This window comes from Nocardia sp. NPDC004573, from assembly GCF_053602135.1.
The window spans coordinates 314,191-327,531 of record NZ_JBSGDA010000001.1 but is presented as its reverse complement, the minus strand read 5'-3'; the positions used below and the strand labels follow the sequence as shown (position 1 = coordinate 327,531).

Sequence of the window (13,341 nt, the reverse complement as noted above, 5' to 3'; positions counted from 1 at the left end):
GGAACACCGCTCCCGACGCGGCTCAGGCAGCAGGGCCACGCGCCGACGCCTGTCGCCCGGTCGCCCTACCATGGGCTCGTGTCCGCTCTACCGTTGATCTTCACCGCAGGCTGGGCCAGCGGCGTGAACGCCTACGCCGTGGTCCTGCTGCTCGGCCTCTTCGGCCGGTTCGGCTTCGCCGATTCGGTACCGGAAACCTTGCAGCGCACCGACGTCCTGATCGCGGCGGCAGTATTGTTCGTGGTCGAGGCCGTGGCCGACAAGATCCCGTATCTCGACTCGTTCTGGGACGCGGTGCACACCGTGGTGCGGCCGATCGCGGGCGCGGTGGTCGCGGCCCTGCTGGCCGGACAGGACGGCTCGTTGCCGGAACTCGCCGCGGGCGCGGTCGGCGGAACGGCCGCCCTGGTCAGCCATCTGGTGAAGGCCGGGACACGGATGGCGGTCAACACCTCCCCCGAACCCGCCAGCAACATCGTGGTGAGCACCGCCGAGGACGTGACCGTGGCCGGTGTGGTCACCCTCGCCGTATTCCATCCACTGGCCGCGGCGGTGATCGCGGCGGTTCTGCTCGTCGTCGGTGTCGCCCTGGTGTACTTCTGCGCGAGCCGGATCCGTCGCTATCTCCGGCGCCGACGCGCCCGTCGGGCCGAGCGCACAGGCGACCGCGCATTGGTTGCGAAATGATTGCCAGGCAGTGGAACCCGTCACGGGCGTGCCGCGCCAGTCGACCACGCGGCACGCCGGGCGGGGCGCCCCATTGCGCCCGCCGTCACTGTGCCGGCGACAGAACCACCCGGATCAAGCCACTGGTCGGGTAGCTCGGCGCCGGGACGTCGCCATTCGGACGAGTGACGCTGCGGGGCAGTGTCACTACCGCGGACGAGACCACCGTCGCGACGAACTCATTGCTCGGGCAAACGGCGGCGGCCACCGGCCACGTCGGTTACCAGATCAGTGTACCCGTCGACGAGTTCGGCCAGTTGGTACCAATGCTTATGGGTATTGTCGCTGCGCGCGCCCTCGGTGTGGATGACCTGATTGGCGTCCACCCAGCTACGTGCCATGCGGTCCACCACGGCACCCAGGCTCTCGGTGTGCAGCGAGGACCCGTTGCGGTGCTGCGGGATCTCCTGCGCGACCCAGTCGTTGATCTCGTCGACGAGCTCGCGGCGGCGGCAGTCTATTTCGGCGATGAGTGCGGCGTCCACCGCGCGCACGCGGTGCTGGTGCAGCTCGGCGAGTGCGTGTGCGGACCGCAGCAGCTCCCGGTCTTGGAAACGCCGCCCTTGGAAAGCACACAACAATTGCGGTGCGGTCGGTAAGACGCCGACTGTCGGCGCGCTCACCGTCGTACTCCGAGTTCGCCCGACACCAACGCTCTTTGTACCAACATAATTGGCTCTCGATTCGGTTATCCCGGCCATCGGATCGGTTGTCACAACTAGGCTAGCTGGATCATGCACGTACAGATGCAAGAACGCAAGATTGCGTCTGCATTTCTGCGGTCAAGACCTCCTGACGGCGCCTCAGCGCCGAGAGCACACTCGCCGCAACCCTTTTCATCCCACGGGGCCGAACGATCCGCGTCCGGTCGCCGATCCTGGAGACGTCCTTCGTTCCCGACTTCCGGTCGCTGTTCAGGGCCATGCGCCCGTCCACGAGTACGAATGCGACCAGCGCTGTGGACCTTTAGTTGCCACCAGTGCGCTGAAGGCGTTCGCCTGACCCGGTGACCGGAACCAATTCCGAAGCGCCACACCGGTCTTCAGCGGCTTGCCGACCGCCTGGACACGTTCAGAGCTGAGTAGCGGCGGCGAGCAGCGTCAGCGCGGGCAGCACGCCCTGCACCACCGCGCCTCTGGCGAACCGGCGGTCGTGCGCCACCAGGACCACCGCCGCGGCCAGCATCGACCCGCATCCGGCGAGCAGCAGCGCCCATCCCGCCTCCGGCGCCGACCGCAGGATCGCCACGCCCACGAGTGTCACCACCGCCAGAAACAGGTTGTAGAAGCCCTGATTGAACGCCCATGGCCGCGCCGCGGTCAGTTCCGCTTCGGAAAGCCGGAAGACCCCCCGGTACACCTTGGGGTCGCCGAACCGCACGGACTCCATGACGAAGATGCCGACATGGAGCACAGCGGCCGCGGCGGCGAACACCTGTACCACCCAGAGCATTCGACCTCCTCACGATGCGCGCCGATCGGGGGTGCCGGCATCCGACCCTCCGGCGATCCGCGCGACGGCCCGGCCGACTCCGGCGCGCCGAGGCATCCTATGACCGAAGCGGGGGCAAGCGCGGGCAACGGCCTGCCGACACGCCGCCGCGCCGAATCGGTCAACCGGCCAGTCCGAAAACGCGCCGGGCGTTGCCGTCCAGGTACAGCCGGCGGGTCTCGTCGTCCAGTCCGAGGGCCGCGAAGCCGTCGAGCGCGTGCTGCGGGAAGATCATCGGATAGTTCGTGCCGAACAGCACCTTCCTGCGCCCGCTCCGGGATTTCAGATAGGAGACCAGTTCCGCGGGAAGGCGTTCGGTCGTGTACGCGGAGGTATCGATCACGACGTTCTCGTGCTTGCGCGCGACCGCGATCATCTCTTCGGTCCACGGGTAACCGATGTGCCCGCAGACGATCGTCAACTCCGGGAAGTCGAGGGCGACCTGGTCGATGTAGGGAATGGGACGACCGGTCTCCGACGGCCGCAACGGACCCGTGTGCCCCACCTGCGTGCAGAACGGGATGCCCAGATCGACGCAGGCCGCGAACAGCGGATAGAAGCGCCGATCGGTCGGCGGTAGCTCCCATAGCCACGGGAGCACGCGCAACCCTTTGAATCCCGCATCGACGCGGCGGCGCAACTCCCGTACCGCCTCCATCGGACTGCGCAGGTCCACCGACGCGATGGGGAGCAGGCGCTCGGGCGCCTCGGCCACCCAGGCCGCGACCTCGTCGTTGGAGATGAGGACGCCTTCCGGCCCGTGCCACGCCGAGATGAGCGCTCGGTCGACGCCCGCGGCGTCCATCGCGTCGAGGGTGACCGACAGGGGAATCTCGTCGGTCGGTATCACCGCTCCGGTCCACCGCCGTAGTGAGGCGAACATGTCGTGGGCGAGGAAGCGCCGGGTCGGGTGTTGCGCCCAGACGTCGATGGTCATGCGCGGATTCTGACACAGGTCACAGCGGCCGGCGCCGCTGCGACGACATCCGCTGGAGCGTCCTGCTCGGTAGCACGCGCCTCTTGTTTGCCGAGGTCCGGCAGCGGCCGCGCGATGACGACGGCACAACGCCACCAGGCCCACCCGTACCTCGCTTTCTCTCTCGAACGTAATCACCGAGCGTCGGGTTCGCTGGGCATAAACTGGGTATCTACCCGCAGGACCACCCACATCCGACGCAGAGCAGGGCCATGGCCGGTTCGGACCCGTTCGCCACACAGCATGATCGGCCTCCAGGGATCGAGCGGGAACTGGAGGGCGCGGGTCTCGACGACCCCGAAGTGATCGGCAAGGGTGGGTTCGGCGTCGTCTATCGCTGCAGGCAGCGGGCGTTGAATCGCAACGTCGCGGTCAAGGTGCTCACCGCGCGACCGGATCTCGAACCGGAGAACGTCGAACGATTCCTGCGTGAACAGCAGGCCATGGGCGCGCTGTCCGGGCATCCGAACATCGTGCCGATCCTGCAAGTGGGAACCACCCGCAGCGGACGGCCCTACCTGGTGATGCCGTATCACGCGCGCGGTTCGCTGGAAGACCGCATACGCCGGGAGGGTCTGCTGCCGTTGCCGGAGGCGATCGGGATCACCGTGAAGCTGGCCGGCGCCTTGGAGACCGCGCACCGCGCCGGCATTCTGCATCGCGACATCAAGCCGGGAAATGTCCTGCTCACCGACTACGGCGAGCCGCAGCTCACGGATTTCGGGATCGCCCGTATGGAAGGCGGTTTCGAGACCACCACGGGCGTGGTGACCGGGTCGCCCGCGTTCACCGCGCCGGAGGTGCTGCGCTCCGGCGTTCCGTCGGTCGCCTCGGACGTCTACGGGCTCGGCGCGACACTGTTCGCCATGATCACCGGTCATGCGGCGTACGAGCGTCGTTCCGGCGAGCAGGTCGTCGCGCAGTTCCTGCGCATCGCCGCCGACCCGCTGCCGGATCTGCGGCTCGACGGCATCCCCGACGAGGTGGCCGCCGCCATCGAGGCCAGCATGGCGCACAATCCCGCGGACCGTCCGCCCTCGGCCGCCGCGTTCGGCGAGCGGCTGCGCGATATCCAGCGCGGTAACGACATGCAGGTCGAGCACATGACCCTGCCCGCGGGCGCTCGGCCCGAGCCCGAAGACCTCAGCACGCGGCCTTTGACGGCCACCGCGCGGTTCCCCACCCCGCACCCGAAGACTCCGCCGACGCCGGAGACCAAGTTCCGCCCGGCGTTGCCCACTCGGCCGCTGGTCCAGCGGGAGCGCCTGATCGACGCGTTGCAGACCGTGCCGCCGCCGCGCCTGGCGGTTATCCATGCCCCGGCCGGGTTCGGCAAGAGCACCTTGGCGGCCCAGTGGGCCAAGCGTCTCGCCGAGACCGAGAAGGTGGCGGTGGCCTGGTTGAACGTCGACCGGGACGACAACAACGTCGTGTGGTTGCTGACGCATCTGATCGAGGCCTTCAACCGCGTCAGCCCGGCGTTGGCGCCCGACCTGACGCCGGTGCTCGAGGAGGGCGACGCCGCCGCCGCGCGCTACGTGCTCACCACGCTGATCGATGCCATCCACGCGCGCGACGAGCGGTTCGCCCTGGTGATCGACGACTGGGATCGCATCACCGATCCCACCGCCGTCGAGGCACTGCACTACCTGATCGAGGAAGGCCCGCAGCACCTGCAGCTCATCTTGACCAGCCGGTCGCTGGAAGGTCTGCCGCTCGGCACCATGCGCGTGCACCACCAGCTCGTCGAAATCGACGCCGCCGCGTTGCGTTTCGACCCCGACGAGGCGCGTACGTTCCTCGCCGAACAGACCGGACTCACGCTGGCCGACGCCGAGAACGCCGAACTGCACGACTACACCGAAGGCTGGGCGGCGGCCTTGCAACTGGCCTCGCTGTCGCTGCGCGAGCACCCAGACCCGGCCTCGCTGATCGCCCACCTGTCCGGTCGCAACCATGCCATCGCCGAGTACCTGGCCGAGAACGTGCTCGACACCGTCGAGCCCGAGCTGCTCGACGTCCTGCTCAAAACCGCACTGCCGGACCGGGTTTCCGGCAGTTTGGCCACGGCGCTGACCGGAAGGCCGCACGGGCAGGACCTGCTGGAGAATCTCGAACGCCGCAATCTGTTCCTGCGCCGGGTCGACGACAGCGGCGACTGGTTCCGCTACCACCATCTGTTCGCGAAATTCCTGCGCAGGCGACTCGAACGTGATTTCCCCGACGAGGTCGCCGTACTCCACCGCACGGCGGCGAAATGGTTCGGCGACCACGGCATGCTCAGCGACGCCATCGACCACGCGCTGGCCGGCGACGGCGGCGAAATGGCGGTCGACATCGTCGAGGCCAAAGCCCGCGATCTGGTCCAAGACGCGCAGCTGGCGACATTCCTCGGCCTGGTCGCCAAACTTCCGCCCGCGGCGGCCGCCGCGCGCCCGCGGCTGCAGATCGCGATCGCCTGGACCCACGTGGTGCTGCGGCAGCCCACGGAGCTGCACGCCGCGTTACGGCTGGTGCGCGCGTCGCTGGAGAAGGCAGCGGTCGACGACCCGGATCTGGCGATCGAAGCCGACCTCATCGAATGCGTGGAACGCGCGTTCGGCGACCATCCCGAAGGCGTGGACGACGTGGTCGCGAAATGCCTGGGCCGGGCCGACACGCTGGGTCCGTGGGTGCTGTGTGAGGCGGCGAACCTCGCCGCGTTCTCCGCGTTCAGCCGATTCGACTACGACCGGGCGCGCGAATGGCACGACTGGGCCACCCCCTTCTACCGGCAGACCCGCAGCACGTTCATCCTGATGTACAGCCACAGCCTGGTCGGCGTCGCGGCCCGCGAGCAGCTCGATATGGCCACGGCCGAGCACAGCTTCCGCACCGCGCTCGAGATCGCCACCAACTCCGCGGGCCCGCGGTCCTACGCCGCCCGTCTGGCGGGCGCCCTGCTCGGCGAGTTGCTCTACGAACGCGACCAGCTCGCCGCGGCCGAGCGCCTGCTGGACGAAGCGGGCCGGCTCGGCACAGAGGGCGGCCCGGTGGACTTCCTGATGGCGAACTACGCCACCGGCGCCCGGATCAAGGCCCTCCGGGGTGACCTGGCCTCCGCCGCGCGACGGCTGGACGAAGGCGCCGAGGTGGCGCAGGCCCTCAAACTGCCACGACTGGCCACCCGCATCGCCAATGAGCAGGTCCGGCTCGGCCTGACGGCCACCTATGTCACCGAACCGCCGACCGGGGAAAGCGGCATAGCCACGATGGCCGCGGAGATGCGCGAGGATTCCGCGATCCGCATGCTGCTGCGTTCCGGAGCCGCCAAGAGGGTCGCCGCCGCATCCGCGCGCGCCCGCCAGCTACGGGATTCCATCGACGCCGAGCGACGCCCCCGAGCCGCGGCACAGGCGTCACTGCTGCTCGCTTCCTGCCTCGCGGCGGCGGGCCGGACCGAAGCGGCGAAGGACGAGTTGGTCCCGGTGGTCATCCGGTACGCCGAGGCCGGGCTCATCCGGCCGTTGCTCGACGAGGGGCACCTGGTCATGTCGCTGTTGCACAGCTTGGACTACGACCTGCGCGAGGGACGTTGGCCCGAGGAACGGCCGATGGTCTCGCCGAGGTTCCTGCACAGGTTGCTCGCCCGCTGAACCGTCGCGCGGACGACTCCGCCGCTCACAACACCGGTTGCGGACCGCGTGCGGCGTCGGTGTCCAGAATGTGCAGTACCCACCGGCCTTTGCCGTCGGCTTTCGCCCGGTAGAGGCCGGTATCGGCCGCATCGAGCAACGATTCGGCGTCCGCGCCCGCCACCGCCGTGACGACCGCGCCTATGCTGATCGACATGCGTAGTCGCCGGTCGCCGGCGGTGATCGGGTCGACCAGCGCCTCGAGCAGGCTGTTGGCCACGGTGGCGACCCGGTGGTCATTGGCAGGCGGTGGGACCAGCGCGACGAACTCGTCGCCGCCGATGCGGGCGACCAGGCATCCCGATCCGCGCACACTGTCCTGCAGGCGCTCCGCGACCGCAGTCAAGATCTGGTCGCCGGTGCCGTGGCCGTAGCGATCGTTGATGTGTTTGAAGCGATCGATGTCGACGAAACACAAGCCCGCGCGGTCCCCGTTGCGGGCGTCGGCGATCATAGCGTCGATCCGTTCGATGAGATGCCGCCGGTTCGGTAGTCCGGTGAGCGGGTCGTGCCGGGCCTGCCGATGTAGCTCCTCGCGCATCCGGTGCTGCTCGGTGACGTCCTCGCCGACCGCGAGCAGATAGTCGCTCTGACCGTCCACGCCCTTGACGAAGGTGATGGCGAACGACGCCCATCCGTAGCTGTCGTCGGCGCGACGGATCCGCTGCTCCAGTTTCACCGTGCCCGCCCCCGCCGGCACGAGCTTCTCGTACACCAGCGTGCGGATGCCCTCGCGATCGTTGGGGTGCGCGAAGTCGTACACCGATACCCCGCGCAGCGTCTCCGCCGGGACTCCGATCATCTCGGCCAAGCCCCGGTTGACGTCCAGCAGCGTGCCGTCGGTGTCACCGATGGCGATCGCGATCGCCGCGTTGTCGAACACCACGCGGAACCGTTCGTCGTACAAGCGGCGCGCGTGGCTGGCGGCGTCCCGCGACTGCGCTTCGTAGCCCTGACCGACGGCCGCGAGCAGCGCCGCGAGCCGCCGACCGGAATCCGGCGCCGTCTCGTGTTCGGCCAGCCCGTACAGGACCTGGGCGGACGTACTCGGCACCGCCGGGCCGACCAGGCCGACGGAGGCCAGCCCCGCGCCGACGCGGAGCCCGACGCTCGCGTCGAAAGGTTCGGCTTCGAGGCCGGAAACCAGTTCCTCGACCATCCCGAGCAGCACAGCTTCAGGGTCCGGTACGGACACCGACCCATCGGCGACGGCCTGCAGAGCGCGCCACCACACGTTCGCCATCCTGGCGAGTTCGATCTGTTCCACCGCAACCCCCTCACCATTCAGGCCGGAGATAGCCCCCGACGCATCGTATCCACACTTGTTCGAGACCGTCGAGTACTGCCGCCCGGAAGCATTCCCAGGCATGGCGAGCCGGGCCGGACTACGGCAACCCGTTCTCCCGGAAAATCGACGCACCTTTGTACCGCAGCGTCTCGACCTGCCAGACCCAGGTCGCCTGCACGCACGCGACCAGGTCGGCGACGTGGGTCGAGACCGTGGCCGCCAGCTCGGCGTCCGCCGCGGCCAGGCGGTCGCATCGCTCGGCGACCACCGCGCCCACCTCCCGGAACTCGGCCAGCCGTGCCCGCACGATCTCGGTGGCGCCCTGCACGGCGTCCTCCAGCGACCATCCGGGGTGGTTCAGCAGTACCGCCGGGATCAGGTTGAAGTCCGCGAGATCGACGATGCACTCCTTCTCGAAGGAGAACACATCGTTCATCAGCGCGCCGATCTCCACGGTCAGCACCCGCAGGCGGTGCAGATCGCCGGCCAGCCCGCTGTGGTGGATCCGTTCCCACGGCAGATAGTCGTCCCGGCCGAACTCGCACAGCGCGATCGCCGGATACATGCCCGACACCTGGGAGCGCAGGTCGATGTACTCCTCGACACCGAGTAACCCACCACGCGCGCGGGCGTTCTGGTCCTGGATCGCGGGCCGCAGGTGCTCGATGGTCGATTCGATGAACCGGTCGAGCCAGGCCGGGTCGGCGAGGGCGGACAGCATTGTGAGAAACGCCGTGGCCGACGTCTCCAACGCAGTGGCGTTCTCCGGCGCCGAGCGTGTGCGCAAGAGCACGCACAGCCGGTCGATCGCCACCCGCGCCTCGCGCTGTTCATCGTCCCCGAGGTGCCCGAACTTCTCCCGGCCGACGGTGTCGTTGAGCCAGAACAGGATGGCGTTGTACAAGCCGATGATCGTCATCCGCTCCGCGCTGACGGCGCCCGGATGCAGGTAGGGCGTCATGCTGTTGTAGTGCGGGCCCGCGGGCTCGAGCCAGATGCCGTGCTCGCGGCAGAAACGCTCCACCTCCGCGCACGCGCGGTCACCGAACCGGTTGGGCCGGAAGTCGCGGCAGTAATCGACGATGTCCCAGTCGGATGTACCGAACATCGCGCGCAACGACCACTGCCGCCCGGTCCGCAGCAACGCCTCGTGTTGCTCGCGCATGGTGACGATTTCCCGCTCGAGTGCCGATGTGTACTCACTGACCACAACGACTTCCTCCCACTATGGTGACTTCTGATGAATTGTCTCCGACTTATCGGTAGTGGGGTCGGTCGAAGGGCGAAGATCACGCAACCCCCGTGTCCTCGATGACGTTGGCGCGCTGCTGATTCGACGGTGACACAGCGGCAAACGGCGAGTTCGCCGCACCGGGCGGCGTCGCGGCGCGCGGGTCGCCATGGCCCAACTAGGCAAGCGACCGATTCGGGACGCGGCAGGCGAATGCGGCGCCGCTGTCGCCGCGCGCCCTACTCGAAAGTGGTGCGCCGCGGTCTCCGGCCCCGGCGCGGCGCCTACTTCGACGCCGGCAGATCGTGCATCGTCAGCAGCAGGTGATCGAAGCGGGCCCGTTGCGCGGCTGGACCGCCACCCATCGCGGGAACCTCGCCGACCAGTAGCCGCGCGAGCGTCCGCAGCTTGATGTTGGTCTCCTGAGAGCGCCACTGCAACACCCGGAACGCCTGTTCGGCGTTGATGCCGTAGACGACCATGAGCACGCCCTTGGCCTGCTCGATCACCGAGCGTGACTCGACCAGTTCGGGCAGAGTGTCGTCGAGGATTTCCTGCCGGTTCTCCTCGAGGATGTCGGAGACGTCGATGAAATAGCCCGCGGTGCCGACCACGGCGCCCCGGTCGTCGCGCATCCGATCGGCGACCACGATGATGTGCCGGGTGCGCCCCGCGGCATCGATGACGCGGTGGCGGCCGCAGAACGGCTCACCGCCGCGCACCGCGATGGCGATGGACTGGGCGGCGGGCGCCCGATCGTCCGGGTGCTTGTGCGCCAGCAGCAGCTCCGTGCTGGGTCGCGCGCTTCCCGCGGCGTAGCCGTATATCGCGGCCGCCTCGTCCGACCATTCCCATCGCTGATCCTCGAACCAGAAGCGGAAGGTTCCCACGCTCTGCGGCGTGCCCGCGATGACGCTCTCTACCGCGGAGGCGCTTCTCAGCGCGAGGTGATCCATCCTCGTCACGCGGCCATTATCCATCGGCGCTCACGACGCGAGGCCGAGAACACGAGATGAAATCAAATTGTGGCAAACTCTCCGCATCCATCAAGAACCACGGTTCATCTGGCCGTATTAGTTATTTTGGATGGATATGAATTTTATAGCAATCGAGCCGCAATACGCGCGGTCACGCAGTCGGCGCGCCCATCGCGACGGCGATGGCCGCCGCCGGCGAGCATGCGAAGGCGCCGCCGGCTACGCCCAGCCGGACCATGGGCACAGGGTGACGTCCCGCGGTCGCATTCCGGCGGCGCGGCGTGCCGGTCGTCCGCGCGACGAGGGCGGGGCGGTCGGCGAGTATCCGGACGCCGCCCAGACCGAGCGCTCGGTCGGGTTTGCCCCGCAGAGTCGGCCGCCGAACGCAGACTCCCACGAAAACACCGACCATAACGTGCATCACGGGAGGTAGTCTCTGTTGCTGTGCCCACACTCGGCACAGATCCGCTGCACGCAGGGCGCATCCGAGGGCGCACGTGATAACGCGTTCCACCAAGTGCGCAGACCGAAGGGGTAGTACTGATGGCAGGCAAGCGCACCGTCCTGACCGTCCGGTTGCGGCGGCTGGCGGCGATGCTGCACGAGATGCGCGAGAACGCCCAGCTCAGTAAGGAAGAGGTGAGCGCGAAGACCGGCATCAACGTCACCACGCTGTACCGGATCGAAACCGCGCAGGCGCGTCCGCAGCGTCGCACCCTCATGGCGATGCTCGATCTCTACCGCATCGGCGAGGAACAGCGCGAAGACGCCTTGGAGCTGCTGTCCGACGCGCTGAAGCCGGGCATGTCACGCGCGTACGAGGGCAGCGTGTCGGAGGTCTACGCCGCCTACATCAACTTCGAGTCCGAGGCGTTGTCCGCCCGGCACTACCAAACCTCCTTCATACCAGGGCTTTTGCAGACCTACGAATACGCGACGGCGGTGATCGACACCTCGATGCCGAAACTCGAGGCGTCGGTCATGGAGAGCAGGGCGAAGGCGAGGATGGACCGCGCGGTCAACCTGACCAAGGAGGACCCGCTCGAGCTGTGGGTGGTCCTGGACGAGGCCGCCATCCGTCGCACCGTGGGCGGGCCCGCGGTGATGCGGGGGCAACTCGACCGGCTGCTACAGGAGATCAAGCGAAAGAACGTGATCCTGCAGATCCTGCCGTTCGACGCGGGCGCGCATCCCGGCATGGCGGGCTCGTTCACTTTGCTCGATTTCCCCGATCCCGCCGACCCCGAATTGGTCTACGTCGAGGGCATGGCGGGCGACGAGCTGATCGAGGGCCACTCCGAGATCCGCCGATTCGGCGTCATCTTCGATCAGCTGCGCGCCATGGCGCTGAGCCCGCGCGACTCCGCGGCCATGATCGTGGAGGCCACGCGCCGAATGGACCGGGAGGACTAGACGGCGCCACTGGCATCCGGCGCGGGTGAACGACTATTCCGCGCCGGAATGGGTACCCTCGCGCTTACTGCCGAGGGGAGGACCTATGTCCGAAGTCACCGAGAATCCACCAGCCGAATCCGGGCCCGAACTCAAACGGGTGATGGGGCCGGGACTGCTTCTGCTGTTCGTCGTCGGCGACATCCTCGGTACCGGCATCTACGCGCTCACCGGCAAGGTGGCCAACGAGGTCGGGGGCGCGGTGTGGGTGCCGTTCCTCGTGGCTTTCCTGGTCGCGCTGATCACCGGCTTCAGCTACCTGGAACTGGTCACCAAGTACCCGCACGCCGCGGGCGCCGCGCTCTACACGCACAAGGCGTTCGGCATCCACTTCCTCACGTTCATGGTCGCCTTCGCGGTGATGAGTTCCGGCATCACCTCCGCCTCCACGGCGTCGCGGGCCTTCGCGGCCAACTTCGCCGAAGCCTTCGGCCTGGATCTCGGCGGCGGCACCGCGGTGACGGCGATCGCGCTGGTGTTCATGGCGGTGGTCGCGGCGGTCAACCTGCGCGGCGTGAGCGAGGGCGTGAAGCTGAACGTGGTGCTCACCTGCGTGGAGCTGACCGGCCTGCTGATCGTGATCGGGATCGGCTGGTGGGCGCTGGGCTTCGGCGACGGCGACTTCTCGCGCATCGTCGAATTCGACACCGGCGAGCGCAACGCGGTCGGCGGCGTCATCGTGGCCACCACGCTCGCGTTCTACGCGATGGTCGGTTTCGAGGACTCGGTGAACATGGCCGAGGAGTGCAAGGAGCCCACCCGCATCTTCCCGAAGGTGCTGCTCGCCGGGTTGATCATCACCGGCCTGATCTACGTGCTGGTGTCGATCAGCGCGGTCGCGCTCGTCCCCGCCGACCAACTCGGCCAAGGCGACACCCCCCTGCTGAAGGTCGTCGAGGCAGGCGCGCCGAGCTTCCCGACGCACATCTTCGCCTACATCACCATGTTCGCCGTCGCCAATTCGGCGTTGATCAACATGTTGATGGCCAGTCGCCTGATCTACGGTATGGCTCGGCAAGGGGTGTTGCCCCGGCCGTTCGGCCGCGTTCACGAACGGCGCCACACGCCCTACAACGCGATCATCTTCACCACGCTGCTCGCACTCGGGCTGATCCTGTTCGTCGGCGAAGTGCCCGAACTCGGCGGCACCACAGCGCTGCTGCTGCTCGCGGTGTTCACCGTGGTCAACGTCGCCGTGCTGGTGCTGCGCCGAGACCCGGTGCCGCACAATCACTTCACGACGCCGACGCCACTGCCCGTACTGGGCGCGCTCACCTGCGGCTTTCTCGTCACGCCGCTCACCGATCGCAATCCGGCGCAATATGCCATCGCCGGCGTGCTGCTGGCCATCGGAATCGCGCTGTGGGGCCTGAACTACCTGGCCATCCGCGCCATCCGGGCCCAGCCGTTGGACAGCAAGCCGCCCGCCGAGTGACCGATCAGCTTGTCGCCCTGCGGATCACCGTCACCGGCATGCCCGGATTCCGCAGATGACTAGTCGCCGACCGGTAGGTAAGGTGGGCGCC

At 68.0% G+C, this 13,341-nt stretch carries 10 protein-coding genes; 4 read left to right on the top strand and 6 right to left on the bottom strand.

Annotated elements, in window-relative coordinates:
• Positions 1 to 78 precede the first annotated feature (78 nt).
• Entirely contained in the window at positions 79 to 687 is a 609-nt protein-coding gene (locus ACWEKR_RS01565; protein WP_452352791.1) for a DUF4126 domain-containing protein, read from the top strand.
• 218 nt (positions 688 to 905) lie between these two features.
• Here ACWEKR_RS01565 and ACWEKR_RS01560 read toward each other — a convergent pair whose 3' ends face one another.
• The 3 genes from ACWEKR_RS01560 to ACWEKR_RS01550 form a co-directional block, all read right to left on the bottom strand.
• On the bottom strand, positions 906 to 1,265 hold the full coding sequence (locus ACWEKR_RS01560; RefSeq protein WP_195084031.1) for a DUF4254 domain-containing protein: 360 nt from the start codon (positions 1,263 to 1,265) through the stop codon (positions 906 to 908).
• A gap of 532 nt (positions 1,266 to 1,797) precedes the next feature.
• A complete protein-coding gene (locus ACWEKR_RS01555; RefSeq protein WP_452352790.1) occupies positions 1,798 to 2,178 on the bottom strand; it encodes a DUF1304 domain-containing protein in 381 nt (126 codons plus the stop codon).
• Positions 2,179 to 2,338: 160 nt separating this feature from the next.
• Entirely contained in the window at positions 2,339 to 3,154 is an 816-nt protein-coding gene (locus tag ACWEKR_RS01550; RefSeq protein WP_452352789.1) for an amidohydrolase family protein, read from the bottom strand.
• Between the two features lie 251 nt (positions 3,155 to 3,405).
• Between ACWEKR_RS01550 and ACWEKR_RS01545 the strand changes: the two genes are divergently transcribed.
• Positions 3,406 to 6,828, top strand: a complete 3,423-nt coding sequence (locus ACWEKR_RS01545) for a protein kinase domain-containing protein (protein ID WP_452352788.1) — start codon at positions 3,406 to 3,408, stop codon at positions 6,826 to 6,828.
• Between the two features lie 25 nt (positions 6,829 to 6,853).
• Here the strand turns inward: ACWEKR_RS01545 and ACWEKR_RS01540 are convergent, their stop codons facing one another.
• From ACWEKR_RS01540 to ACWEKR_RS01530, 3 genes are all read right to left on the bottom strand, one after another.
• Entirely contained in the window at positions 6,854 to 8,134 is a 1,281-nt protein-coding gene (locus ACWEKR_RS01540) for a diguanylate cyclase domain-containing protein (RefSeq protein ID WP_324198026.1), read from the bottom strand.
• A 118-nt stretch (positions 8,135 to 8,252) separates the two neighbouring features.
• Positions 8,253 to 9,365: a terpene synthase family protein gene (locus tag ACWEKR_RS01535; protein WP_452352787.1), complete on the bottom strand. Its 1,113-nt coding sequence runs from the start codon at positions 9,363 to 9,365 to the stop codon at positions 8,253 to 8,255.
• A gap of 305 nt (positions 9,366 to 9,670) precedes the next feature.
• The gene (locus ACWEKR_RS01530) at positions 9,671 to 10,342 is read right to left on the bottom strand and encodes a PAS and ANTAR domain-containing protein (RefSeq protein ID WP_452353078.1); all 672 of its coding nucleotides are present in this window, start codon (positions 10,340 to 10,342) and stop codon (positions 9,671 to 9,673) included.
• Between the two features lie 564 nt (positions 10,343 to 10,906).
• Here ACWEKR_RS01530 and ACWEKR_RS01525 point away from each other — a divergent pair.
• Positions 10,907 to 11,776, top strand: a complete 870-nt coding sequence (locus ACWEKR_RS01525; protein WP_452352786.1) for a helix-turn-helix domain-containing protein — start codon at positions 10,907 to 10,909, stop codon at positions 11,774 to 11,776.
• An 85-nt stretch (positions 11,777 to 11,861) separates the two neighbouring features.
• Complete coding sequence (locus ACWEKR_RS01520; RefSeq protein ID WP_452352785.1) at positions 11,862 to 13,250, top strand: APC family permease; 1,389 nt, start codon at positions 11,862 to 11,864, stop codon at positions 13,248 to 13,250.
• The last annotated feature ends 91 nt before the right edge of the window (positions 13,251 to 13,341 follow it).

Coding starts and splice junctions, on each gene's coding strand:
- ACWEKR_RS01520 (WP_452352785.1), top strand. CDS start 11,862: ATGTCCGAAGTCACCGAGAATCCACCAGCCGAATCCGGGCCCGAACTC.
- ACWEKR_RS01555 (WP_452352790.1), bottom strand. CDS start 2,178: ATGCTCTGGGTGGTACAGGTGTTCGCCGCCGCGGCCGCTGTGCTCCAT.
- ACWEKR_RS01550 (WP_452352789.1), bottom strand. CDS start 3,154: ATGACCATCGACGTCTGGGCGCAACACCCGACCCGGCGCTTCCTCGCC.
- ACWEKR_RS01545 (WP_452352788.1), top strand. CDS start 3,406: ATGGCCGGTTCGGACCCGTTCGCCACACAGCATGATCGGCCTCCAGGG.
- ACWEKR_RS01530 (WP_452353078.1), bottom strand. CDS start 10,342: ATGGATCACCTCGCGCTGAGAAGCGCCTCCGCGGTAGAGAGCGTCATC.
- ACWEKR_RS01525 (WP_452352786.1), top strand. CDS start 10,907: ATGGCAGGCAAGCGCACCGTCCTGACCGTCCGGTTGCGGCGGCTGGCG.